This window comes from Citrobacter sp. Cpo090, assembly GCF_030332665.1.
In the GTDB taxonomy this organism is placed as follows: Bacteria; Pseudomonadota; Gammaproteobacteria; order Enterobacterales; family Enterobacteriaceae; genus Citrobacter; species Citrobacter portucalensis.
The window spans coordinates 1,002,647-1,024,892 of sequence record NZ_JAOWHK010000025.1 but is presented as its reverse complement, the minus strand read 5'-3'; the positions used below and the strand labels follow the sequence as shown (position 1 = coordinate 1,024,892).

The 22,246-nt window shown below is 52.3% G+C and carries 27 protein-coding genes; 14 read left to right on the top strand and 13 right to left on the bottom strand.

Going from position 1 to position 22,246, the window contains the following annotated elements; translation table 11 throughout:
* Positions 1 to 115: 115 nt before the first annotated feature.
* Entirely contained in the window at positions 116 to 1,036 is a 921-nt protein-coding gene (locus OGY83_RS07680) for a Kdo(2)-lipid IV(A) acyltransferase (protein WP_286635618.1), read from the bottom strand.
* A 220-nt stretch (positions 1,037 to 1,256) separates the two neighbouring features.
* On the opposite strand from OGY83_RS07680, the gene trhO reads away from it, so the two are divergent.
* Positions 1,257 to 2,309, top strand: coding sequence for an oxygen-dependent tRNA uridine(34) hydroxylase TrhO (gene trhO, locus OGY83_RS07675; RefSeq protein ID WP_286635617.1), 1,053 nt, complete (start codon positions 1,257 to 1,259; stop codon positions 2,307 to 2,309).
* 45 nt (positions 2,310 to 2,354) lie between these two features.
* Here the strand turns inward: trhO and OGY83_RS07670 are convergent, their stop codons facing one another.
* From OGY83_RS07670 to mdtH, 9 genes are all read right to left on the bottom strand, one after another.
* Positions 2,355 to 2,930: a YceI family protein gene (locus tag OGY83_RS07670; RefSeq protein ID WP_003832130.1), complete on the bottom strand. Its 576-nt coding sequence runs from the start codon at positions 2,928 to 2,930 to the stop codon at positions 2,355 to 2,357.
* Position 2,931: 1 nt separating this feature from the next.
* The gene (locus OGY83_RS07665; RefSeq protein WP_286635616.1) at positions 2,932 to 3,498 is read right to left on the bottom strand and encodes a cytochrome b; all 567 of its coding nucleotides are present in this window, start codon (positions 3,496 to 3,498) and stop codon (positions 2,932 to 2,934) included.
* 262 nt (positions 3,499 to 3,760) lie between these two features.
* Positions 3,761 to 3,874 carry a YceO family protein gene (locus OGY83_RS07660; RefSeq protein WP_003036148.1) on the bottom strand — a complete coding sequence of 38 codons (114 nt, stop codon included), beginning with the start codon at positions 3,872 to 3,874 and terminating at the stop codon, positions 3,761 to 3,763.
* Positions 3,875 to 3,929: 55 nt separating this feature from the next.
* A complete protein-coding gene (gene solA, locus OGY83_RS07655; RefSeq protein ID WP_191233808.1) occupies positions 3,930 to 5,045 on the bottom strand; it encodes an N-methyl-L-tryptophan oxidase in 1,116 nt (371 codons plus the stop codon).
* 114 nt (positions 5,046 to 5,159) lie between these two features.
* On the bottom strand, positions 5,160 to 5,414 hold the full coding sequence (gene bssS / locus OGY83_RS07650) for a biofilm formation regulator BssS (protein ID WP_003036154.1): 255 nt from the start codon (positions 5,412 to 5,414) through the stop codon (positions 5,160 to 5,162).
* 340 nt (positions 5,415 to 5,754) lie between these two features.
* Positions 5,755 to 6,000, bottom strand: a complete 246-nt coding sequence (dinI, locus tag OGY83_RS07645; RefSeq protein WP_003036157.1) for a DNA damage-inducible protein I — start codon at positions 5,998 to 6,000, stop codon at positions 5,755 to 5,757.
* Between the two features lie 37 nt (positions 6,001 to 6,037).
* A complete protein-coding gene (gene pyrC, locus OGY83_RS07640) occupies positions 6,038 to 7,111 on the bottom strand; it encodes a dihydroorotase (protein WP_286635615.1) in 1,074 nt (357 codons plus the stop codon).
* A 103-nt stretch (positions 7,112 to 7,214) separates the two neighbouring features.
* Positions 7,215 to 7,775 carry a lipoprotein gene (locus OGY83_RS07635; protein WP_079937976.1) on the bottom strand — a complete coding sequence of 187 codons (561 nt, stop codon included), beginning with the start codon at positions 7,773 to 7,775 and terminating at the stop codon, positions 7,215 to 7,217.
* 114 nt (positions 7,776 to 7,889) lie between these two features.
* Positions 7,890 to 9,098, bottom strand: a complete 1,209-nt coding sequence (mdtH, locus tag OGY83_RS07630; RefSeq protein WP_003832142.1) for a multidrug efflux MFS transporter MdtH — start codon at positions 9,096 to 9,098, stop codon at positions 7,890 to 7,892.
* A 259-nt stretch (positions 9,099 to 9,357) separates the two neighbouring features.
* Here mdtH and rimJ point away from each other — a divergent pair, with 259 nt between their 5' ends.
* The 4 genes from rimJ (at position 9,358) to murJ (ending at position 13,307) form a co-directional block, all read left to right on the top strand.
* Positions 9,358 to 9,942, top strand: a complete 585-nt coding sequence (rimJ, locus tag OGY83_RS07625) for a ribosomal protein S5-alanine N-acetyltransferase (RefSeq protein WP_003832145.1) — start codon at positions 9,358 to 9,360, stop codon at positions 9,940 to 9,942.
* Positions 9,943 to 9,976: 34 nt separating this feature from the next.
* The gene (locus tag OGY83_RS07620) at positions 9,977 to 10,624 is read left to right on the top strand and encodes a YceH family protein (protein WP_191233806.1); all 648 of its coding nucleotides are present in this window, start codon (positions 9,977 to 9,979) and stop codon (positions 10,622 to 10,624) included.
* A 1-nt stretch (position 10,625) separates the two neighbouring features.
* Positions 10,626 to 11,549 carry a Gfo/Idh/MocA family protein gene (locus OGY83_RS07615; RefSeq protein ID WP_286635614.1) on the top strand — a complete coding sequence of 308 codons (924 nt, stop codon included), beginning with the start codon at positions 10,626 to 10,628 and terminating at the stop codon, positions 11,547 to 11,549.
* A gap of 222 nt (positions 11,550 to 11,771) precedes the next feature.
* Complete coding sequence (murJ, locus tag OGY83_RS07610; protein WP_286635613.1) at positions 11,772 to 13,307, top strand: murein biosynthesis integral membrane protein MurJ; 1,536 nt, start codon at positions 11,772 to 11,774, stop codon at positions 13,305 to 13,307.
* Positions 13,308 to 13,395: 88 nt separating this feature from the next.
* On the opposite strand, the gene flgN is transcribed toward murJ, so the two are convergent.
* The 3 genes from flgN to flgA form a co-directional block, all read right to left on the bottom strand.
* Positions 13,396 to 13,818: a flagella biosynthesis chaperone FlgN gene (flgN, locus tag OGY83_RS07605; protein ID WP_016149928.1), complete on the bottom strand. Its 423-nt coding sequence runs from the start codon at positions 13,816 to 13,818 to the stop codon at positions 13,396 to 13,398.
* A 3-nt stretch (positions 13,819 to 13,821) separates the two neighbouring features.
* Positions 13,822 to 14,115 (bottom strand): flagellar biosynthesis anti-sigma factor FlgM, encoded by a 294-nt coding sequence (gene flgM / locus OGY83_RS07600; RefSeq protein ID WP_003832153.1) that lies wholly within the window; start codon positions 14,113 to 14,115, stop codon positions 13,822 to 13,824.
* Positions 14,116 to 14,208: 93 nt separating this feature from the next.
* On the bottom strand, positions 14,209 to 14,868 hold the full coding sequence (gene flgA / locus OGY83_RS07595) for a flagellar basal body P-ring formation chaperone FlgA (RefSeq protein ID WP_286635612.1): 660 nt from the start codon (positions 14,866 to 14,868) through the stop codon (positions 14,209 to 14,211).
* Positions 14,869 to 15,025: 157 nt separating this feature from the next.
* Between flgA and flgB the strand changes: the two genes are divergently transcribed.
* From flgB to flgJ, 9 genes are read left to right on the top strand one after another with little or no spacing between them, the layout of a single operon-like run.
* Positions 15,026 to 15,442, top strand: coding sequence for a flagellar basal body rod protein FlgB (gene flgB, locus OGY83_RS07590; RefSeq protein ID WP_003036189.1), 417 nt, complete (start codon positions 15,026 to 15,028; stop codon positions 15,440 to 15,442).
* Positions 15,443 to 15,445: 3 nt separating this feature from the next.
* Complete coding sequence (gene flgC, locus OGY83_RS07585) at positions 15,446 to 15,850, top strand: flagellar basal body rod protein FlgC (RefSeq protein WP_003036191.1); 405 nt, start codon at positions 15,446 to 15,448, stop codon at positions 15,848 to 15,850.
* Positions 15,851 to 15,861: 11 nt separating this feature from the next.
* A complete protein-coding gene (gene flgD, locus OGY83_RS07580; protein ID WP_079937972.1) occupies positions 15,862 to 16,560 on the top strand; it encodes a flagellar hook assembly protein FlgD in 699 nt (232 codons plus the stop codon).
* Between the two features lie 26 nt (positions 16,561 to 16,586).
* Positions 16,587 to 17,840, top strand: coding sequence for a flagellar hook protein FlgE (gene flgE, locus OGY83_RS07575; protein WP_079937971.1), 1,254 nt, complete (start codon positions 16,587 to 16,589; stop codon positions 17,838 to 17,840).
* Between the two features lie 20 nt (positions 17,841 to 17,860).
* Positions 17,861 to 18,616 carry a flagellar basal body rod protein FlgF gene (locus tag OGY83_RS07570; protein ID WP_003832161.1) on the top strand — a complete coding sequence of 252 codons (756 nt, stop codon included), beginning with the start codon at positions 17,861 to 17,863 and terminating at the stop codon, positions 18,614 to 18,616.
* A 13-nt stretch (positions 18,617 to 18,629) separates the two neighbouring features.
* Positions 18,630 to 19,412 (top strand): flagellar basal-body rod protein FlgG, encoded by a 783-nt coding sequence (gene flgG / locus OGY83_RS07565; RefSeq protein ID WP_003036202.1) that lies wholly within the window; start codon positions 18,630 to 18,632, stop codon positions 19,410 to 19,412.
* Positions 19,413 to 19,469: 57 nt separating this feature from the next.
* Positions 19,470 to 20,168, top strand: a complete 699-nt coding sequence (locus OGY83_RS07560; RefSeq protein ID WP_191212941.1) for a flagellar basal body L-ring protein FlgH — start codon at positions 19,470 to 19,472, stop codon at positions 20,166 to 20,168.
* A 33-nt stretch (positions 20,169 to 20,201) separates the two neighbouring features.
* Positions 20,202 to 21,278: a flagellar basal body P-ring protein FlgI gene (locus OGY83_RS07555; RefSeq protein WP_019076467.1), complete on the top strand. Its 1,077-nt coding sequence runs from the start codon at positions 20,202 to 20,204 to the stop codon at positions 21,276 to 21,278.
* Positions 21,278 to 22,228: a flagellar assembly peptidoglycan hydrolase FlgJ gene (gene flgJ / locus OGY83_RS07550; RefSeq protein WP_016152632.1), complete on the top strand. Its 951-nt coding sequence runs from the start codon at positions 21,278 to 21,280 to the stop codon at positions 22,226 to 22,228. The genes OGY83_RS07555 and flgJ overlap by 1 nt, the downstream gene beginning before the upstream one ends.
* The last annotated feature ends 18 nt before the right edge of the window (positions 22,229 to 22,246 follow it).

Here is a 22,246-nt window from a genome sequence, read left to right as displayed (position 1 = left end):
AATACAAGTAAGCAGGCTAATTATGCGCCTGGTTGATAGTTGCTGCAATGCGGATAGCAGTTAAACCTAAAACGGGTAGGGAGCATGTTGCAGCCCGCTGGGCTGCAACACTGCGTCAGTACAGAGAAGGGGAGCCTTCAGGACGCGTCTTGAAGCGACGATGCAGCCACATATACTGCTCTGGCGCCATCATGATGCATTGCTCAACAATTTTATTCATCCACGCGGCAGTGGTTTCTGCGTCGTCCAACGGTGGTGAACATTCTGGAGGCAACATAATCAATTGATACCCTTTACCATCAGGTTTGCGGCGAGGAACAAACGGTACCAGACAGGCATTGGACATGCGAGAAAGCATCCAGGTCCCTGAGGTTGTTGCAGCTTGTTTAACGGCAAAAAGTGGTACAAACACGCTGGCGCGAGGGCCGTAATCGTGATCCGGCGCGTACCAGACCACTTCGCCCTTTTTCAAGGCTTTAATCATCCCTTTCAGGTCTTTACGATCGAGCATTGATTTATTCGAGCGCATGCGGCCCCAGGTTTGTAGCCAGTCCAGCAGTGGGTTGTCGTTAGGGCGATACACACCAATACCCGGCTCCTGCAAACCAAACTGACGCGCACCCAATTCAAGAGTCAGAAAGTGCAGACCCACTAACAGGATCCCGCGTTTTTGTGCCTGAACGTCACGGATATGTTCCATTCCGATCACTTCCGTCCAGCGCGAAATACGCTTATCGGACCAAAACCAGGCCATCCCGGTTTCCATTACGCCCATGCCTACGGATTCGAAGTTCTTGACGACCATCTGCTGGCGTTCCTGCTCACTCATCTGCGGGAAGCACAGTTCCAGATTTCGGGAAACAATTTTTGCCCGACGTTTCATCAAACGTAGCGCCAGTCGACCTAATGCACGACCCAACTTAAAGAGAATGGGGTAGGGTAACTGCACGATTAACCAAAGGATGCCAATACCTAGCCAGGTTAACCAATAACGTGGATGCAGTAACGCAGCCGAAAATTTGGGTAAATTCGTCATGTCTATCCTGTCTTCAAACGACCAATTCCCTGTATTGTCGCATCTTTTCGCGCGTATCAAAAATTTGTGACGGGAGAACGGTGATTAATTCCGCAATTGTTGTTGCGATTTTATAGTGAAGTATGAAATGTAGCGTAAAATGTGTGGATGTAAATTGGCGATGTTTGCTTTATTATGCCGCCGATTTTCATTTATTCCCTATTTGCAGGATACGTACACCATGCCAGTGTTACACAACCGCATTTCGAACGACGCCCTCAAAGCCAAAATGCTGGCCGAGACCGAGCCGCGCACGACGATCTCATTCTATAAATATTTCACCATTGCCAATCCTCAGCACACGCGTGATGCGCTGTACCAGAGGTTCACCTCATTGAACGTCTTCGGGCGAGTTTATCTTGCCCATGAAGGAATTAACGCGCAAATCAGCGTACCGCAAAGCAACGTCGAGGCATTTCGCCAGCAGCTCTATGCGTTTGATCCTGCATTGAAGGATTTACGTCTGAATATTGCGCTGGATGATGACGGTAAATCGTTCTGGGTACTGCGAATGAAAGTCCGCGAACGTATCGTGGCAGATGGTATTGACGATCCAGACTTTGACGCCAGCAACGTGGGGGATTATCTCAAGGCTGCAGAAGTTAACGCCATGCTGGACGATCCTGAAGCGGTATTCATTGATATGCGCAACCACTATGAATATGAGGTGGGTCATTTCGAGAATGCGCTGGAGATCCCGGCAGACACGTTCCGCGACCAATTGCCGAAAGCTGTTGAAATGATGCAGGCGCATAAAGATAAAAAAATCGTGATGTACTGCACGGGTGGGATCCGTTGTGAGAAAGCCAGCGCCTGGATGAAACACAATGGATTTAGCAAAGTCTGGCACATTGAGGGCGGTATTATTGAGTATGCCCGCAAGGCGCGTGAACAGGGGCTTCCGGTACGTTTTGTCGGTAAAAACTTTGTCTTTGATGAGCGTATGGGCGAAAGGATCTCTGAAGATGTTATCGCGCATTGCCATCAGTGCGGCACGGCGTGCGATAGCCATACTAATTGCAAAAATGATGGCTGCCATCTGTTGTTTATTCAGTGCCCGGCTTGTGCGCAGAAATATAAAGGCTGCTGTAGCGAGCTGTGTAGCGAAGAGAGTGAGTTGCCGGAAGAGGAACAACGGCGTCGTCGTGCGGGGCGTGAAAATGGCAACAAAATCTTTAATAAATCACGTGGTCACCTGAATACCAAACTGGGTATTCCAGACCCTGCGCAATAACATAATGCCGGATGAGGGGCAGAACCTCATCCGGCAATTCTTGCGTTACTTCTGCTGAACACCTTCCACTGAGATGATCAAATCGACTTCCTGTGACGCAGGGCCGAGATCGGTGGTGATGTTGAAATCCTTCAGCTTAATCTTACCTTGCGCTTCAAAACCAGCACGCGTACCGCCCCAAGGATCGCCGCCCTGACCGATGAGCTTCGCGTCCAGCGTAACCGGTTTGGTAACGCCGTTCAGGGTCAAATTACCGGTGATATCCAGGTCATTCCCTTCTTTCTTCACGCTGGTGGAGCTGAAGGTCGCCTGCGGGAATTTTGCCACGTTAAGGAAATCTGCGCTGCGCAGATGCTTGTCACGTTCAGCGTGATTAGTGTCAACGCTGTTGGTGTTGATGGTTACGTTAACCTTATCGGCTGCGGGATTTTTCTCATCAAAGGTAAACGTACCGTCGAAATCTTTGAAAGTGCCGTACAGCCAGCTGTAACCCAGATGCTGAATACGGAAATTAACAAAGGCATGCTGTCCTTCCTTGTCAATTTTGTAATCTGCAGCCACGGCCGACCCGGTGGTGAATAACAGAGAGGCGAGTGTAAGTCCCAGCAGGTTTTTTTTCATTTTAAGCTCCATAGTCAGATGACGATTTTCCCAACATGCGATTGAGGGTATCGTCGTTATCAATAAAGTGATGTTTCAGGGCCATCAGTCCGTGCAGTAGGGATAAAATCACCACGGTCCACGCAAGCCACAGGTGCAAGCTACCGGCGAGGTCGGCCTGGGAACCCGCATTGGCCAGGGTGGCAGGAATGTCGAACCAGCCAAAGACGCTTATCGCTTTGCCATCTGCGGTGGAAATCAGATATCCGCTGATGACAATCGAAAAGAGCAGCAAATAAAGTGCGAGGTGACCCATTGCCGCTGCGATGCGGGTTAAACGGGAGTAGCTTGCCAACGCAGCAGGTGGAGGGGAGAACAACCGCCAGACAACGCGGATAACCAGTCCCATCATGAGTAGGATGCCGATGCTTTTATGCAGTTCGGGGGCATGGTGATACCAGCCGTCGTAATAGCTGAGCGTGACCATCCATAACCCCAACGCAAACATGCCATATACAGCAATCGCAACCAGCCAATGTAATGTGGCTGACACTGCGCCATAGCGCTGTGGACTATTATTGAATTGCATAAGCACACCGTTTAATATTTCAGAAGTGAATGAAAATGGCGTGTAAAAGACATTAATGCAACTAATAAATAACAATGATGATGATATTTATTTTTTGTTCAATAAAATTGAGTGATTATTGAATTAATCATCAAGGGATTAGTGTGAGAGTAGGTGACAGGGCTTGGTTTATGGGCGTTTATAATTTTTATTATTGTTCAGTTTATTGCAATGAAAATTAAGCTAATCTCAATTTATGTCAATTATTGTCAGCGCGCAGGAATTAGAAAAACATAATATATATTACATCCATAATGGCCAGCAGCGACCATAAAATAATGTAGAGCATAAGATGCTCGCGAATATTATTAACCAGATAGTGAAAGATACGGCGCATTGACGTTATTCCTGTCATTAAAAATGGCCTCACCAACGAGGCCATTCATTTATTATCACTTAAAACGGCTTAGCCTGAAGGGGGTCAGGTCAAAGTCAGACGGTTTGTCCTGAGCGAAGTCTGCCGCAATCTCTCCCAGTACAGAGGCAAATTTAAAGCCATGTCCGCTCAGTCCGGTAATGATCAGCGTGTTGTCATGTTCCGGCAGAGTATCAATTATAAAGTCTTCATCTGGTGAATTATCGTAAGTGCAGGATGCGCCGTGCAGGCAACAGCCAACGCCAGGCAGAATTGTGCGCAGGAATGGGAAGGCTTCAGAACCGTCGCTGGCTACAGCGGCAAATGGCTTACGCTCTTCTGCAGAATGAATTACCTGTCCGCCATTGTGCTTACCAATTTTCAGCTCGTCGTTTTCCGCCGGGAAGCCGTAGTATTGATCGCCATTTGGCAGTTCGCCGGTGAAGGCCGGGAAGTTATTCTTAACGCTGTAGCGCCCATCGGCCTGATACCAGGCGAACACTTTGCGCACCGGTTGTATCGGTAGTTCAGGGACTAAAGCCTGCACCCAGGTACCGGCGCTGATCACTGCTTTTTTCGCGTGGTAGTCACCGTCAGCCGTTTCTACCGTGACGCCATCATCACCGTGATGAATTGCGCTGACCGGGCATTTAAACAGTTGCGCACAGCCTGCTTCTTCCGCCAGACGGATCCAGGTTTTAATTGCTAACTCACTGCGTAAAAAACCGGACTCCGCTTCAAACAGACCGATATAGTTGTCAGGTACGCGAATTTCCGGCCAGCGAGCCATAATGGCCGCTGCATCCAGTTGTTCAACCTTGAGTTGCCACTGTTTTGCGCTTTGTGCTGCAGTCGCTAAGAAGGTCGACTCTGCCGGACCGAGGTTGATAACACCGGAGCGAACAAAAATCGGTTCTTCATTATGAGTAGACAGTTCATCCCACAATGTTTGCGCACGTAGCACCAGCGGCACGTATTTTTCACCTTCGCCATAAGCATGACGAATTAATCGTGTATCGCCGTGGTGGCTGCCCTGTTGATGTGGTGGCATATGCGCATCGATCATCAGAACCTTCAGACCGGCACGAGTGGCATAGTATCCAGCTGCGGCACCTACTGAACCGCTGCCAATAATGATTAAGTCGTATTTCATCCGCTTCTCTCTGCAATCGCGATAGTTGCAGGGTAAATAACTGAACCGGAATATTCAACCTGCAAATAAGAAAGGCACCGTTAAGGTGCCTTTTGATGGTTGGATGTATCAGGTTTAATGTCGCTGATACTCATTTACCTGGTAATCGCCAGATTCAATTTTGGCGATTCCTGCTTCTAATATCGAAATAAATTGCCTGGCAACATCAGTGGTTAACCAGAGCGTTTGACCAACTTCAGTCCCATCCGGGTCAGGGCGATTCGGGGTTTGGTAGTGCAAACGCAGCATCAGCGCATCGTAGCTATCAACAGTGCTGATGTCCCACCCTACAAGCGGATGAGTCTGAATGACTTCATTATTCTTTTCCATCATGCCCCCTAATTCGTGTTACTAGACAACGGTTTTCGAGGTTCAATGCGTTTTTTTCTGAAGCAACTTCAGTATATCAATAAATAAGGGTATTCATTGAAAATTTAAAGAGGGAAGGGCATAAATTTTTTGTTTTCAGCGTTATCTGACTAAGAAACCGACATGTTATTCATTTTTTTTTAGTATGTTGCACAATTATTTTGTTGTTTTGGTTAAAAGATAATCGGCGGGTTAATATTAAATTAAATACTCGTCAGAAGAAATGCACGATTGATTACAAGATAGCGTGTATAAAAAAGCCGGGGCGACCCGGCAAACAAACATCACTGCATATCATTATTTATTCGTTGATGAACCAGTCATCCGCGCTTTCCCAGGTTTCCTGTAGGATCTCGCTGATGCGTTCTTTGTCCTCTTTGGTCGCGCCAATAACCGACAGATTGTTTGCGCCGGCATAACGGACGGTAACGTTACCTTCGTTATCCGGAAAATGGTGTTGAATACGGCGGGAGAGTTCACCTGCCAGTGCGTCAATGGCACCGGCAGGTAAAGGTGAAGTTTTGGCAATAGTGACTTCAATACGCATAGTAGCCCCCTGTGGAATGTACTGTTTATTTATACAGTTATTCGTATCGGTTGGCTACACTTTTTTTAGTTTTTATTGACCAGCGTACCGTTTCGCCACCCAGGAAAGGCACCAGCGTATCGTCTTCCAACGCTATGCTTTCAGGAACCAGGTGCTCCACGCGTTCCAGCTCAATAAAGCTCTCATTTACCGGCAAACCATAGAACTGTGGGCCGTTGAGTGAGCAGAAGGCTTCGAAATGGTCCAGCGCATTCATCTCTTCAAACACGGTGGCATAGCTGCCCAGCGCGGTCGGTGCATTAAAGCATCCCGCACAGCCACAGCTTGACTCTTTGCGATGACGCGCGTGCGGCGCTGAGTCAGTACCGAGGAAGGCGCGAGTAAACCCGCTGGCAACCAGTTCACGCAGCGCCTGTTGATGGACGTTACGTTTGAGGATTGGCAGGCAATACAGGTGAGGGCGAATCCCGCCAACCAGCATGTGGTTGCGGTTAAACATCAGGTGCTGCGGCGTAATGGTTGCCGCCAGAAGCTCGTTACCGTCGCGCACGTATTCGGCAGCATCTTTGGTGGTGATATGCTCGAACACCACTTTCAGCGAGGTCAAACGCTGACGCAGCGGTTCCATCACCGTTTCAATAAAGCGTGCTTCGCGATCGAAAATATCGATATCCGCATGCGTGACTTCGCCGTGTACCAGCAGTGGCATACCCAATTTTTCCATCCGTTCCAGCACCGGCATGATGGCGTCAATAGAGGTTACGCCATGCGTCGAGTTGGTGGTGGCATTGGCCGGATAGAGTTTTGCCGCGGTGAATACGCCTTCGTTAAATCCACGTTCCAGCTCGTTGGGATCCAGCGTATCCGTTAAGTAGCAGGTCATTAATGGCGTGAAGTCGTGTCCGGCAGGTACCGCGTCAAGAATGCGCTGGCGATAAGCGATAGCCGCGTCAACCGTGGTGACGGGCGGTGCCAGGTTCGGCATGACAATGGCGCGACCATAAATTTCACTGGTGTAGGGCACGACAGTTTTTAACATGTCGCCATCGCGAAAGTGAAGATGCCAGTCGTCTGGGCGGCGGATCTTTAAAACCTGGGATGGTGCAGTCATTAATATGCTCCGGCTGAGGATAGTCTTTTTTGCCGGAAACAAAGGATAAGCGGAAACGTTTTCGTTTGCACGAAAAAAAGGGCGCATCGGCGCCCTCAGTTTCTTAGTCGGTGAACGGGATGATGATTTCGCCCGGCTTCACCTCAATACCCTTCGCCAGTTTTTTCGCCAGTGCTTCACCCTGGCTGCTGTCATCCCGCAGAACGTAGGCTGGCTGTTGGTTGAAATAGTTACGCAGCGACTGGTTTAAATAAGGCATCAGCGTTTGCAGTACCGACTGCATTTTTTCTGGTGTAACGGTCGCATCCACGACTTCCATCTCTTGCAGATAAATTGCGCCTTTCTCTTTGTTGAATACCGGTAAGGCCTTTAACTTCAGCTTCATGGTCGCTTTTTGACTGCCAAACAGGGAATTCATGTCCAGGTTGGCGTCACCGGTCAGCGTCACTTTATTGGGTTCTTCACGGCCAATCTGACTGGCGAGATTATTTAGTACGATGTGTGCTTCAGCAACGCCGGGCAAGCCGATATCTTTAGAAAAGTTATTATGCTTTGCCAGGGCCTGATTAATTTCTTGCTCGCTAACCGTGTATTGCGTGAGTTGATTACAACCAACCAACAGGCCGCTGACAATCAGTGCAGCGGCAAAAAAAAACTTTTTCATGGGGTTCCTCAACATGATGCATGTGGCGTAATCGTGACACAAAGCATCATCGAGTACCAGCATCCCGGACGCCAGCAGAAAAAACTGAAAAGCGCCCGGACGCAGGTTCGGCTATCAGGCGTCTGGCTCCAGCATACCACGCGTTGGGCGTTTGAGACTGAACTGCCAGCCCAATGCCAGGAAGGTGATGAGGCCGATAATACCGAGCATCATCCAGGGCAGTTCAGGCTGTGCCAGGGCCTTGCCCATGTCAAACAACCAGCCGCCACCGATATAACCAATCGCGCCGCCGATAGCGAGCCCCAGTCGGCTGAAGCCCATATAGCTTCCTCTGGCCCGAGCGTTCGCCAGCGAGGCGCTCAGGGTTTCACGCGCGGGTTCGGCGATTATCGAGCCAATATAGAACGTGCAGATCAGGGTGAACAACTGCTGCAAATTCCCGACCAGACCGATCGGCATCATGCTCAGAGACATCACCAGCAGACCGGCCATCAGGCGATGCTCAAGGCGAAAACGTTTTTCACTCCAGCGGGCAATCGGGTAGAGCAACGTCAATGAGAGGCACGCTTCGATGGCATACATCCATTTCACGGCGGCCGGTGAACCTGCGATGTCGTTCACCATGATTGGCAGCATCAGCATCACCTGTACCGCCAGCATGTAATAGCCTGCCAGCGTCAGCACATAGGTGACAAAGCGCTTGTCATGCATCACGTGGCTCATTCCTTCGCGCACCGGAATTTTCACCGTCGACAGCTTCCATGCCGGGAGCAGCCAGGCGTTAAACGCCGCGCACAGAACGAACAAAATTGCGCCGGTGGCACAGACCAGACGGAAATCGTATTGCAATAACCAACTGCCGAGCAACGCACCAACCACGGCCCCGGCGCTATCCTGCATCATCAGAATAGAGAAAAAGCGCCCGCGCTTTTCCGGGCGGATCAGTTTGACCACCAGCGCCGAGCGGGGAGGGTCGAACAGCGTACCGCCCAGTCCGGAGAGAAAGCAGGAAAACCATAGCAGCCACGGCTCATGGGCAATGCCCATGGTGGCGAACCCGGCAGCGCGCATCAGCATGCCGGTGACGATCATCGGTTTTGCACCGAAACGGTCCGCGATAGCACCGCCGAAAATACCCAACCCCTGCTGGATGAATTGACGTAATCCTAGTGCAATACCGACCATCACGGCGGCCCAGCCCATTTGGTCGACGAAACGAATTGAGATCAGCGGGAAAACGACGAAGAAACCCAGCACGACCAGCATATTATCGATGAGAAGGAAGTATTTACCCAGGTTCCTTGCCTGCGAGACTTGCGACATTTCCCCTCCAGGGAAAAACTCGTCACTCTGGATAGAGTTTAAAAGATAAGCACCTCCTATTCTGCGGTGTCGTCATCGCTTTTCCCACCCTTCGCGGGACAATATTTTTTTATCAAAAGTCCGTCTTGATAGAGAGTTTTCATCAAAATGTGTGAATAATTCAAAAAATGGCATTTTGCTCTTTTCACAGGGTGTATTCGCACAGGTATAGTAATGCGAATAGCGTATTGAAGACGTTACGGGAAGGAGTAGGTATAGAATGTTTGGCTATCGCAGTAACGTGCCAAAAGTGCGCTTAACCACGGACCGCCTGGTCGTGCGTTTAGTGCATGAGCGTGATGCCTGGCGTCTGGCAGATTATTACGCGGAAAATCGTCATTTCTTAAAACCCTGGGAACCTATTCGCGACGAAAGCCACTGCTATCCGTCCGGCTGGCAGGCGCGTCTGAGCATGATCTCTGAGTTTCATAAACAGGGTACCGCTTATTACTTTGCGCTGCTCGATCCGGATGAAAAAGAGATTATCGGGGTTGCGAACTTCTCAAACGTGGTGCGGGGATCCTTCCATGCCTGTTATCTCGGCTACTCCATTGCGCAGAAATGGCAGGGCCAGGGGCTAATGTATGAAGCCTTAACCTCGGCCATCCGTTATATGCAGCGAACGCAGCATATTCACCGCATTATGGCTAACTACATGCCACATAATAAGCGCAGCGGTGACCTGCTGGCGCGACTGGGTTTTGAAAAAGAAGGGTATGCCAAAGACTACCTGCTGATTGACGGGCAGTGGCGCGATCACGTGCTGACGGCGTTGACCACATCAGAATGGACCCCCGGCCGCTAAGTTTCAGATGCAGCCATGATTAATGGAGAAGACGATGAAATACGAATTAACCGCCACCGAAGCACGAGTGATTGGCTGTTTATTAGAAAAACAAGTGACCACGCCGGAACAGTACCCACTCTCCGTTAATGGAGTCGTAACAGCCTGCAATCAAAAAACGAATCGTGAACCGGTGATGAACCTGTCGGAATCGGACGTGCAGGAGCAGTTGGATAACCTGGTTAAGCGACATTTTCTGCGCACGGTGAGCGGCTTTGGCAATCGCGTCACGAAATATGAGCAGCGTTTCTGCAACTCTGAATTTGGCAATCTGAAGCTTAGCGCCGCAGAGGTGGCCATAATCACCACACTGCTGCTGCGGGGCGCTCAGACGCCTGGTGAACTGCGTAGCCGCGCATCCCGTATGTACGAATTCAGCGATATGGCCGAAGTGGAGTCGACGCTGGAAAATCTGGCGAACCGGGAAGATGGGCCTTATGTGGTTCGCCTGGCGCGCGAGCCGGGTAAACGTGAAAGCCGTTATATGCACCTGTTTTGTGGTGAAGTTGATGAAGCCATTGCCGCGGCAGATGAACTCCCTGTAGCCTCCGGCGATCTGCAGGCGCGCGTGGAAGCGCTGGAAACGGAAGTCGCAGAACTTAAGCAGCGGCTTGATTCCTTGCTGGCGCACCTGGGAGACTAACGTGAATAAATTGCGTATCGGTGTAGTCGGCCTTGGCGGTATTGCACAAAAGGCGTGGCTACCCGTGCTGGGCACCTCCGCGGACTGGACGTTGCAAGGGGCATTTTCACCTTCGCGGGAAAAAGCGCAGCTTATCTGCGAAACCTGGCGGATACCCTACGTGGATTCATTGGTGAATCTGGCGCAAACCTGCGACGCGGTTTTTGTTCATTCCAGCACCGCGACGCACTATGCGGTAGTCAGTGAATTGCTGAATGCCGGAGTTCACGTGTGCGTGGATAAACCGCTGGCGGAAAACCTGCGCGAGGCTGAGCAACTGGTCGAGCTGGCCGCGCGGAAAAAACTCACGCTGATGGTCGGGTTTAACCGTCGATTTGCACCGCTGTACCAGGATCTCAAAACCCAGTTGGGCAGCGCAGCGTCTGTACGTATGGATAAGCATCGTACGGACAGCGTTGGGCCGCACGATCTGCGCTTCACTCTGCTGGACGACTATCTGCACGTGGTCGATACCGCATTGTGGCTGGCGGGAGGGCAGGCGCAGTTAAATAACGGCACGCTGCTGACCAATGAATCTGGTGCGATGCTCTACGCCGAGCACCATTTTTCTGTTGGGCAAATGCAGATAACGACCAGTATGCATCGCCGTGCCGGTAGTCAGCGCGAGAGCGTGCAGGCGGTGACGGACGGCGGCCTGATTGACGTTACGGATATGCGGGAATGGCGGGAAGAGCGTGGGCAAGGTGTTGTTCATAAGCCGATAGCGGGCTGGCAAACGACCTTAGAACAGCGAGGTTTTGCCGGATGCGCGCGTCATTTCATTGAGTGCGTGCAAAATCAGACGGTTCCCCAGACGGCAGGCGAGCAGGCGCTACTGGCCCAGCGTGTTGTCGAAAAGCTGTGGCGGGAGGCGATGGCTGAATAACCCCCTGTAACATCTGGCGGTAGTAATTCATTGTAATCCAGGTACTATATGCCCACTCAAAATAACACCTCTTTTCAACCATAGGCTGGTTTGTCGGCCTGATAAGGCGCTACGGTGTCGCCATCAGGCACAGCAAAAGTGTCGGATGGCGGCGAGAATGCCTTATCCGACCTACGGGCAGGTTTGTCGGGGTTTTGCCTCAGAGTCTGGAATACAACATAGATGAATTTATTAAAGTCGCTGGCAGCCGTCAGCTCGATGACGATGTTTTCACGTGTGCTGGGTTTTGCGCGTGATGCGATTGTCGCCAGAATCTTTGGTGCAGGGATGGCGACAGATGCCTTTTTTGTGGCATTCAAACTTCCTAACCTGCTGCGCCGAATTTTTGCCGAAGGCGCATTTTCGCAGGCGTTTGTGCCGATTCTTGCTGAATACAAAAGCAAGCAGGGGGAAGATGCTACCCGCGTGTTTGTTGCCTACGTTTCCGGGCTGTTGACGCTGGCGCTGGCCGTGGTGACGGTAGCCGGGATGCTTGCTGCGCCGTGGGTGATAATGGTCACCGCGCCAGGGTTTACCGATACCGCAGATAAGTTCACACTGACCACCCAACTGCTGCGAATAACCTTTCCTTATATTCTGCTGATTTCGCTGGCCTCACTGGCGGGTGCAATCCTTAACACCTGGAATCGCTTCTCCATTCCAGCGTTTGCGCCGACGTTTCTGAATATCAGCATGATTGGTTTTGCGCTGTTTGCCGCGCCTTATTTTAATCCTCCAGTGCTGGCGCTGGCGTGGGCTGTCACCGTTGGTGGCGTGCTGCAGCTAGTTTATCAACTGCCACATCTGAAGAAAATTGGCATGCTGGTACTGCCACGCGTGAACTTCCGCGATGCGGGGGCGATGCGCGTCGTCAAGCAAATGGGGCCGGCGATCCTGGGGGTTTCCGTCAGCCAGATCTCACTGATCATCAATACCATTTTCGCCTCGTTTCTGGCCTCCGGCTCGGTGTCATGGATGTACTATGCTGACCGCCTGATGGAGTTTCCGTCCGGTGTTCTGGGGGTAGCGCTGGGGACTATCCTGCTGCCGTCGCTGTCCAAAAGTTTTTCCAGCGGTAATCATGATGAGTATTGCCGCCTGATGGACTGGGGGCTGCGCCTGTGCTTTCTGCTGGCGTTACCCAGTGCCGTAGCATTAGGGATTCTGGCCAAACCGCTGACGGTGTCGCTGTTCCAGTACGGAAAATTTACCGCCTTTGATGCGGCGATGACCCAGCGCGCGCTGGTGGCGTATTCGGTCGGTCTGATTGGCATTATCATCGTGAAAGTATTAGCGCCTGGTTTTTACTCGCGTCAGGATATTAAAACGCCGGTAAAAATTGCCATTGTGACGCTGATTCTGACCCAGGTGATGAACCTGGCGTTTATTGGGCCGTTGAAGCATGCCGGACTGTCGTTGTCGATCGGTTTGGCGGCGTGTCTGAATGCTTCACTGCTCTACTGGCAACTGCGCAAACAGAAAATATTCACTCCACTGCCGGGCTGGGCCTGGTTCCTGACGCGACTGGTGATTTCCGTGCTGGTGATGTCGGCGGCATTGGTAGGGATGCTCTATATCATGCCTGACTGGTCGCAGGGAACGATGTTGTGGCGTGTGATGCGTCTGCTGGCGGTGGTGGTCGTGGGAATCGTTGCCTACTTTGCCGCTCTTGCTGTACTGGGCTTTAAAGTGAAAGAGTTCGTTCGCCGGACGGCGTAATGGGCATCCTATGCCGGATGGCGGTACCACACCGCATCCGGCCTACAAAAAGCGTAGGCCTGATAAGCAAAACGTTATCAGGCTTGCATCAGATAGAGAATTTTTTCCCGCCGCGGTGCGCAGCAGAGGTTTGACCGTTTGCGCCATACAACGCCGGTTCCTGGTGCGGTTTCAGCACTTGTATTGCTTGTTGATTACGCTCGATCTGCCCTTCCAGCAGCCAACCGTTGTGCTGGTTGAGGTCACGTAAGTGCTGTGTTTTCATGGTGATAGTCTGCCAGCGCTCGGCAATCTCATCATTGGCGCTGCGCGTGGCGTCATGCTCCTGACGGCGCTGCTGCTCAAGATAATCAAGGGTTGCCAGCAAGGAGCTTTTTTCTTCTGTAATACGCTGTAGCTGGCTGCCGTTGATATGCCCTGCGGAAAGCTGCTGCTGTTCAGCATCCATTACCGTTTTCAGGTCATTGAGGACGGTCGTCATCTGGTCAAGTATTTCTGACAAACGAGTCATACTTTATTTACTCTGTAGGTAGCTCTGCGCCTCGCGAATCAGCGAGTCGGCAATTTTTCCGGTATCCATTTTTAATTCACCGTTACGGATTGCGGTTTTCAGTGCTTCCACGCGTTCCATATTGATGTCATTGGTGCCGGGCTGCATCAGTTTGGCCTGGGCGTCGCTCAGCATGACGCTGGTGCTGGTGGTCGCGGTGGTTTTTTCCTTCCGCGCTTTTTGTACCGGCGCATCGCTGGTTTCACGCGGCTGAACGGTGCTTACTGGCTTCAATGGTGAGGTACGATCAATGCTCATTTTATTTTTCCTCATCGAGGGGTTACGCTATAGCGGCCCGCTGTAATCATTGGTTGTTTATCTATCGGCACACGCTAAAAAATCTTTAACCTATTATAGGTTAATAAGAATATTCCCATCAGAATCGACGACGCCGCTCACCACCTGGCCTGAAATCATCCGCACTCGCGCGTTTTGTGCGACAGCGGCGTTGTTCAGCGCTTTACCTTCGGCATTGACCCGAAAGCCATCTCCGTTGGCAATAACCAGCACGCGCTGACCGGCCTTGATCCGCCATACCTGGCGCAACATCGAAAGCTGTATCGGTTGTCCCGGCACCAGATCCCGTAGGCTCACAGCATCCTGCACCTGACTCATATCCAGCACAGCGCGCGGCGGTAGTTGGTCCAGTCGACCACGTTTCAGCGTTACGCTGGCCGGGGTCAGGGCGCTACCTCGCGCTACAGGCGCGGCGGCTACTACGTAGTTTCCCGTCGCCTGCACGTTTACCTGCAGATAACGTTTTTCGTTGGCACAGCGGGCAAGCACATTCACATTACCCCACAGTTTCGCACTACCTGACACGCTTAATGCCGGTTGTTCGCAGTTGGGCAATAAGTTTGGTGACGTTCGGATAGTGACGACTACCTCATCGCTAAACCCGGCCAGACGCTGGGAAAACCATGCCGTTAGCTGCGAATTCAGGTCTTGCGCCATCGTCATAGGGCTGAACAGCAGTGCTGCCACGACCATTCCACGTTTAAACGTTTGCATCAAAACCTCGCGCTTTTTCAGGTAGTGGCAGGATTTTACCTGTGTGACGCAGTCATCAACGCAACAAATAGCGACGCATTTTGCGTTTATTCCGGCGATAACGCGCGCGTAATGGGATTTAAGCTGTCGGCTGAATTTTGTCATTTGCGGAGGAGATATGCTCGATAAGCTCGACGCCGCCTTACGTTTTCAACAGGAAGCGCTGAATTTGCGCGCCCAACGCCAGGAAATATTGGCGGCCAACATTGCCAATGCCGACACGCCGGGGTACCAGGCGCGCGATCTGGATTTCGCCAGTGAATTAAAAAAAGTCATGGTGCGAGGACGGGAAGAAACCGGCGGCGTTTCGTTGACGCTGACCTCTGCACAACACATTCCAGCCCAGACCGTTTCTGCGCCGTCTACGGAGCTGCTCTACCGTATTCCTGATCAGCCGTCTCTTGATGGCAACACGGTAGATATGGACCGGGAGCGCACGCAATTTGCAGACAACAGCCTCAAATATCAAATGGGGCTGACGGCGCTGGGTGGACAAATCAAAGGCATGATGAACGTGCTGCAAGGAGGGAACTAATTCGTGGCGCTGTTAAATATTTTTGATATCGCAGGTTCTGCGCTGACGGCTCAGTCTAAACGACTGAACGTCGCGGCCAGCAACATGGCGAATGCGGATAGCGTCAGCGGACCCGACGGTCAGCCGTATCGCGCAAAGCAGGTTGTTTTTCAGGTAGATGCTGCGCCAGGCGCGGCGACAGGTGGTGTAAAAGTCGCTGACGTCATTGAAAGTCAGGCGCCGGATAAGCTGGTTTATGAACCCGGTAATCCGCTGGCCGATGCGAACGGCTACGTAAAAATGCCGAATGTGGACGTTGTTGGCGAGATGGTCAACACCATGTCTGCCTCACGTAGCTACCAGGCAAACGTCGAAGTGCTCAACACCGTGAAAAGCTTGATGCTTAAAACGCTGACGCTAGGCCAGTAAAGGAGGCGCACATGTCTATTGCTGTAAAAATGAATGACCCAAGCACCACTGGCGTTAATGACGCCACGGGGAAGAATTCGCTGACGGGCAACAACGCTGCTGATCTGCAAAGCAGCTTCCTGACGCTGCTGGTTGCACAGCTGAAAAACCAGGATCCAACTAACCCGCTGCAAAACAACGAACTGACTACCCAACTGGCGCAAATCAGTACAGTGAGCGGGATTGAGAAACTGAACACTACGCTGGGATCGATCTCCGGACAGATCGACAACAGTCAGTCGCTGCAGGCCAGTACGCTGATTGGTCACGGTGTCATGATCCCGGGTACGACCATTCTGACCGGTAAAGGGACAGAAGAAGGTGCCAAAACCACGACAACACCATTTGGCGTTGAACTGCAGCAACCGGCAGATAAGGTTACCGCAACCATTACCGATAAAGACGGCAAAGTGGTACGCACCATTGACATTGGTGGATTGAAAGCGGGCGTTCATACCTTTACCTGGGACGGCACCATGACCGATGGCACGGATGCACCAAGCGGTTCTTACAACGTGTCAATTGCTGCCAGTAATGGCGGAACGCAACTGGTGGCACAGCCGCTTCAGTTTGCGCTGGTGCAGGGCGTTATTCGCAGTAACGGCGGTAATACGCTGGATCTTGGCACCTATGGAACCACCACCCTCGACGAAGTACGGCAGATAATTTAAGCCTTCACACTTATCAGGAGTAAGTCATGGCCTTTTCTCAAGCGGTCAGCGGTCTGAACGCTGCAGCGACCAACCTCGATGTCATTGGTAACAACATCGCCAACTCCGCCACCTACGGTTTTAAATCTGGCACGGCATCTTTTGCTGATATGTTTGCCGGTTCGAAAGTCGGTTTGGGCGTTAAAGTTGCGGGTATTACTCAGGACTTTACCGACGGTACTACCACCAACACCGGACGTGGTCTGGATGTTGCTATCAGCCAGAACGGTTTTTTCCGTATGGTAGACAGTAACGGTTCTGTTTTCTACAGCCGTAACGGTCAGTTCAAACTCGATGAAAACCGCAATATTGTTAACATGCAGGGGCTACAGCTGACAGGCTATCCGGCTACCGGTACACCGCCGACAGTTCAGCAGGGTGCGAACCCGGCACCGATCACTATCCCGAATACGCTGATGGCGGCTAAATCAACCACCACTGCGTCAATGCAGGTCAACCTGAACTCCACTGACAAGGTTCCTACCAAGACCCCGTTTAACCCAAGCGATGCCGATTCCTACAACAAAAAAGGCACCGTTACCGTTTTCGATAGCCAGGGTAATGCCCATGACATGAATATTTTTTATGTCAAAAATGCGCAGAGCAATACCTGGGAAGTTCACACTCAGGATGCTTCAACCGGCGATCCTGCAAAATCAGCCGGGTTTATGCGCTTTAACGAAAACGGTGTGTTTTTAGGGATTAGCGCCACGGCAGCCGAAGTACCACCGACGGCTCCAGCCGTCTGGCCAAAGGATATCAGAATCGATACAGGGCAGATTAACGGCGCAGATGTTGCTAATTTCTCCCTGAGCTTCCTGAACTCCATGCAGCAGAACACCGGTGCCAACAACATCGTTGCCACGAATCAGAACGGCTACAAGCCGGGCGATCTGGTGAGCTACCAGATTAACAATGACGGTACTGTGGTCGGTAACTACTCCAACGAACAGCAACAGGTTCTGGGACAGATCGTGCTGGCAAACTTTGCCAACAACGAAGGTCTGGCGTCTCAGGGCGACAACGTTTGGGCAGCCACTCAGTCTTCCGGCGTTGCGCTGCTGGGGACCGCAGGTGAAGGTAACTTCGGCAAGCTGACCAACGGCGCGCTGGAAGCGTCAAACGTGGATTTGAGTAAAGAACTGGTGAATATGATTGTCGCTCAGCGTAACTATCAGTCGAACGCGCAGACCATCAAAACCCAGGATCAGATCCTCAACACGCTGGTCAACCTGCGCTAAGCGCCTGACGGGATGGCTTAATGGATCACGCAATTTATACCGCCATGGGCGCGGCCAGTCAGACGCTGAATCAACAGGCGGTGACGGCCAGCAACCTGGCAAACGCTTCTACGCCAGGGTTTCGTGCACAGCTCAATGCGCTGCGCGCAGTTCCTGTAGAAGGATTGTCTTTACCGACGCGTACGCTGGTGGTGGCCTCCACGCCGGGGGCCGATATGACGCCCGGTCAGATGGACTATACCTCCCGCCCGCTGGATGTGGCGCTGCAACAGGATGGTTGGTTGGCTGTGCAGACCGCAGACGGTAGCGAAGGATATACCCGCAACGGCGCTATTCAGGTAAGCCCTACGGGTGAACTGACTATCCAGGGACACCCGGTAATTGGCGAAGCCGGACCGATAGCCGTACCGGAAGGTTCAGAAGTCACCATTGCGGCGGACGGGACAATTTCTGCACTTAACCCTGGCGATCCGGCTAATACGGTCGCGCCAGTGGGGCGGCTGAAGCTGGTGAAGGCAACAGGGCTTGAAGTGCAACGTGGTGATGACGGTATGTTCCGCCTGACCCAGGCCGCACAGGCTACCCGTGGTGCGACGTTACAGGCTGACCCCAGCATTCGCGTGATGTCGGGCGTGCTGGAAGGCAGTAACGTTAAACCGGTTGCTGCGATGAGCGACATGATCGCCAACGCCCGCCGCTTTGAAATGCAGATGAAAATTATCAGTAGCGTGGATGATAACGCGGGCCGCGCCAACCAACTGCTGTCGATGAGTTAATACAGGACATTTTATGATCAGTTCATTATGGATCGCCAAAACCGGCCTGGATGCGCAGCAAACCAACATGGATGTGATTGCCAACAACCTGGCAAACGTCAGCACCAACGGATTTAAACGCCAACGTGCCGTGTTTGAAGATCTGTTGTACCAGACGATTCGTCAGCCTGGCGCACAGTCTTCTGAGCAGACCACGCTGCCGTCTGGTTTGCAGATTGGTACCGGTGTACGTCCGGTTGCGACCGAGCGTTTACACAGCCAGGGTAACCTGTCGCAGACCAACAACAGTAAAGATGTGGCGATTAAAGGCCAGGGCTTTTTCCAGGTCATGTTGCCCGATGGTACGTCCGCTTATACCCGCGACGGTTCTTTCCAGGTGGATCAGAACGGTCAATTGGTGACGGCGGGTGGTTTTCAGGTTCAGCCTGCCATCACCATTCCGGCTAACTCGCTCAGTATCACCATTGGACGCGACGGTATTGTCAGCGTGACCCAACAGGGGCAGGCGGCGCCTGTTCAGGTAGGGCAGCTTAACCTGACAACCTTCATGAACGATACCGGTCTGGAAAGCATTGGCGAGAATCTGTACACCGAAACGCAGTCATCCGGTGCGCCGAACGAGAGCACGCCGGGTCTGAACGGCGCGGGTCTGCTGTATCAGGGCTATGTTGAAACCTCCAACGTCAATGTGGCGGAAGAGTTGGTAAACATGATCCAGGTTCAGCGCGCTTACGAAATCAACAGTAAAGCGGTATCGACCACCGATCAGATGCTGCAAAAACTGACGCAACTCTAAAGTGGAGTCCGGTGGGGTGAAAACCTCACCGGCACACTGATTTTGAAGATGACCGCAATGCGAAAATACGCGCTTCACCCATACCCAATTTTAGCCCTGCTGGTGATTTCACTAACAGGATGTGCCTGGATCCCGGCCACGCCGCTCGTGCAGGGCGCAACGTCTGCCCAGCCCGTTCCAGGTCCAACGCCAGTGGCGAATGGCTCAATCTTCCAGTCGGCACAACCGATTAACTATGGTTATCAGCCACTCTTTGAAGACCGGCGTCCACGCAATATTGGCGATACGCTGACCATCGTATTGCAGGAAAACGTCAGCGCGAGCAAAAGCTCTTCGGCGAACGCCAGCCGCGACGGCAAGACAAACTTTGGCTTTGATACCGTACCGCGCTATCTGCAAGGTCTGTTCGGTAACGAACGTGCCGACGTAGAAGCCTCCGGCGGTAACTCCTTTAACGGTAAAGGCGGCGCGAACGCCAGAAATACCTTCAGCGGTACGCTGACCGTAACGGTCGATCAGGTACTGGTGAATGGCAACTTACATGTCGTGGGTGAAAAACAGATCGCCATAAATCAGGGCACTGAATTCATCCGCTTCTCCGGGGTCGTTAACCCGCGCACCATCAGTGGCAGCAACTCCGTACCGTCAACCCAGGTTGCGGATGCGCGTATTGAGTACGTAGGCAACGGCTACATCAATGAAGCGCAGAATATGGGCTGGTTGCAGCGTTTCTTCCTTAACTTGTCGCCGATGTAAGCGAGGTACCCAGTGTTTAAATCTTTTGTTGGAATGGTACTGGTGCTGATAACCACCTTTGCGCATGCTGACCGTATTCGTGACCTGACCAGCGTTCAGGGCGTGCGGGAAAACTCGCTGATAGGCTACGGGCTGGTGGTGGGTCTGGATGGTACGGGTGACCAGACCACCCAGACGCCGTTTACGACGCAAACGCTCAATAACATGCTTTCGCAGTTGGGGATCACCGTGCCAACTGGCACTAATATGCAGCTGAAAAACGTGGCGGCGGTGATGGTTACCGCGCAGTTTCCTGCATTCGGTCGTCAGGGACAAACCATTGACGTGGTGGTTTCCTCTATGGGGAACGCCAAAAGCCTGCGCGGCGGAACGCTGCTGATGACCCCGTTAAAAGGGGTCGATAGTCAGGTATATGCGCTGGCTCAGGGGAACATTTTAGTTGGCGGTGCGGGCGCGGCTGCGGGTGGTAGTAGCGTGCAGGTTAACCAGCTCAATGGTGGACGCATTACCAACGGCGCGACCATCGAACGTGAGTTGCCCAGCCAGTTCGGCGGTGGCAACACCATTAATCTGCAGCTCAATAATGAAGATTTCACTATGGCGCAGCAGATTACCGACACCATCAACCGCTCGCGTGGCTTTGGCAGCGCAACGGCGTTGGATGCCCGAACTATTCAGGTGCGCGTGCCAAGCGGCAACAGCTCGCAGGTGCGTTTCCTTGCTGATATCCAGAATATGGAGGTGAACGTCACGCCGCAGGATGCGAAAGTGATTATCAACTCGCGCACCGGATCTGTTGTCATGAACCGCGAAGTGACGCTGGATAGCTGTGCCGTGGCACAAGGCAACTTGTCGATCACGGTGAACCGCCAGGCGAACGTCAGCCAGCCGGACACACCGTTTGGCGGTGGACAAACCGTGGTTACGCCACAAACCCAGATCGATCTGCGCCAGAGCGGTGGTTCACTGCAGAGCGTGCGTTCCAGCGCCAACCTGAACAATGTGGTGCGTGCACTGAATGCGCTGGGGGCAACGCCGATGGATCTGATGTCCATTCTGCAATCGATGCAGAGCGCGGGTTGCTTACGCGCCAAACTGGAAATCATCTAATGATTGGTGACAGCAAACTGCTGACCAGCGCCGCCTGGGATGCGCAATCACTGAACGAACTGAAAGCGAAAGCGGGCCAGGACCCGGCGGCGAATATCCGCCCGGTCGCCCGTCAGGTCGAAGGGATGTTCGTGCAAATGATGTTGAAAAGCATGCGCGAAGCGCTGCCGAAAGATGGCGTGTTTAGCAGCGATTCAACACGTTTGTATACCAGCATGTATGACCAACAAATTGCGCAGCAAATGACCGCAGGTAAAGGTCTGGGGCTGGCTGAAATGATGGTTAAGCAGATGACTGAAGGGCAAGCGCAACCTGCGGATGACGCGCCGCAGGTGCCGATGAAGTTCTCCCTGGAAACGGTGACTAGCTATCAAAATCAGGCACTGACGCAACTGGTCCGCAAAGCCATCCCCCGGGCAACAGAAAGCAATGATGAGCCGCTGTCAGGTGACAGCAAAGACTTCCTTGCCCAGCTATCACTGCCGGCTAAGCTGGCCAGTCAGCAAAGCGGGGTACCGCATCATCTGATTCTGGCGCAGGCAGCGCTGGAGTCCGGATGGGGGCAGCGACAAATTCGCCGTGAAAACGGCGAACCGAGTTTTAACATTTTTGGCGTGAAGGCTTCGGGAAGCTGGAAAGGCCCAACCACCGAAATCACCACCACTGAATATGAAAACGGTGAGGCGAAAAAGGTGAAAGCCAGATTCCGCGTTTATAGCTCTTACCTTGAGGCGTTGTCGGATTATGTCGGTCTGATATCCCGTAACCCGCGCTATGCGGCGGTGACCGCTGCCGCGACCGCCGAGCAAGGGGCGCAGGCATTGCAAAATGCGGGTTACGCCACGGACCCTAACTATGCGCGAAAATTAACCAGCATGATCCAGCAGTTGAAATCGATGAGTGAAAAAGTAAGCAAAACCTACAGCACGAACATCGATAATCTCTTTTAAATAGCTCAAGTCTACCGA

Bases quoted from the DNA above. Each gene is read 5' to 3' on its own strand.
- murJ (WP_286635613.1), top strand. From the start codon at position 11,772: ATGAATTTATTAAAGTCGCTGGCAGCCGTCAGCTCGATGACGATGTTT.
- mdtH (WP_003832142.1), bottom strand. From the start codon at position 9,098: ATGTCGCAAGTCTCGCAGGCAAGGAACCTGGGTAAATACTTCCTTCTC.
- OGY83_RS07555 (WP_019076467.1), top strand. From the start codon at position 20,202: ATGGTACTGGTGCTGATAACCACCTTTGCGCATGCTGACCGTATTCGT.
- dinI (WP_003036157.1), bottom strand. From the start codon at position 6,000: ATGCGTATTGAAGTCACTATTGCCAAAACTTCACCTTTACCTGCCGGT.
- flgE (WP_079937971.1), top strand. From the start codon at position 16,587: ATGGCCTTTTCTCAAGCGGTCAGCGGTCTGAACGCTGCAGCGACCAAC.
- bssS (WP_003036154.1), bottom strand. From the start codon at position 5,414: ATGGAAAAGAATAATGAAGTCATTCAGACTCATCCGCTTGTAGGGTGG.
- OGY83_RS07680 (WP_286635618.1), bottom strand. From the start codon at position 1,036: ATGACGAATTTACCCAAATTTTCGGCTGCGTTACTGCATCCACGTTAT.
- solA (WP_191233808.1), bottom strand. From the start codon at position 5,045: ATGAAATACGACTTAATCATTATTGGCAGCGGTTCAGTAGGTGCCGCA.
- OGY83_RS07660 (WP_003036148.1), bottom strand. From the start codon at position 3,874: ATGCGCCGTATCTTTCACTATCTGGTTAATAATATTCGCGAGCATCTT.
- OGY83_RS07665 (WP_286635616.1), bottom strand. From the start codon at position 3,498: ATGCAATTCAATAATAGTCCACAGCGCTATGGCGCAGTGTCAGCCACA.
- flgG (WP_003036202.1), top strand. From the start codon at position 18,630: ATGATCAGTTCATTATGGATCGCCAAAACCGGCCTGGATGCGCAGCAA.
- flgN (WP_016149928.1), bottom strand. From the start codon at position 13,818: ATGACTCGTTTGTCAGAAATACTTGACCAGATGACGACCGTCCTCAAT.
- flgA (WP_286635612.1), bottom strand. From the start codon at position 14,868: ATGCAAACGTTTAAACGTGGAATGGTCGTGGCAGCACTGCTGTTCAGC.
- OGY83_RS07570 (WP_003832161.1), top strand. From the start codon at position 17,861: ATGGATCACGCAATTTATACCGCCATGGGCGCGGCCAGTCAGACGCTG.
- flgD (WP_079937972.1), top strand. From the start codon at position 15,862: ATGTCTATTGCTGTAAAAATGAATGACCCAAGCACCACTGGCGTTAAT.
- pyrC (WP_286635615.1), bottom strand. From the start codon at position 7,111: ATGACTGCACCATCCCAGGTTTTAAAGATCCGCCGCCCAGACGACTGG.
- OGY83_RS07560 (WP_191212941.1), top strand. From the start codon at position 19,470: ATGCGAAAATACGCGCTTCACCCATACCCAATTTTAGCCCTGCTGGTG.
- OGY83_RS07620 (WP_191233806.1), top strand. From the start codon at position 9,977: ATGAAATACGAATTAACCGCCACCGAAGCACGAGTGATTGGCTGTTTA.
- flgJ (WP_016152632.1), top strand. From the start codon at position 21,278: ATGATTGGTGACAGCAAACTGCTGACCAGCGCCGCCTGGGATGCGCAA.
- rimJ (WP_003832145.1), top strand. From the start codon at position 9,358: ATGTTTGGCTATCGCAGTAACGTGCCAAAAGTGCGCTTAACCACGGAC.
- flgM (WP_003832153.1), bottom strand. From the start codon at position 14,115: ATGAGCATTGATCGTACCTCACCATTGAAGCCAGTAAGCACCGTTCAG.
- OGY83_RS07670 (WP_003832130.1), bottom strand. From the start codon at position 2,930: ATGAAAAAAAACCTGCTGGGACTTACACTCGCCTCTCTGTTATTCACC.
- flgB (WP_003036189.1), top strand. From the start codon at position 15,026: ATGCTCGATAAGCTCGACGCCGCCTTACGTTTTCAACAGGAAGCGCTG.
- OGY83_RS07635 (WP_079937976.1), bottom strand. From the start codon at position 7,775: ATGAAAAAGTTTTTTTTTGCCGCTGCACTGATTGTCAGCGGCCTGTTG.
- trhO (WP_286635617.1), top strand. From the start codon at position 1,257: ATGCCAGTGTTACACAACCGCATTTCGAACGACGCCCTCAAAGCCAAA.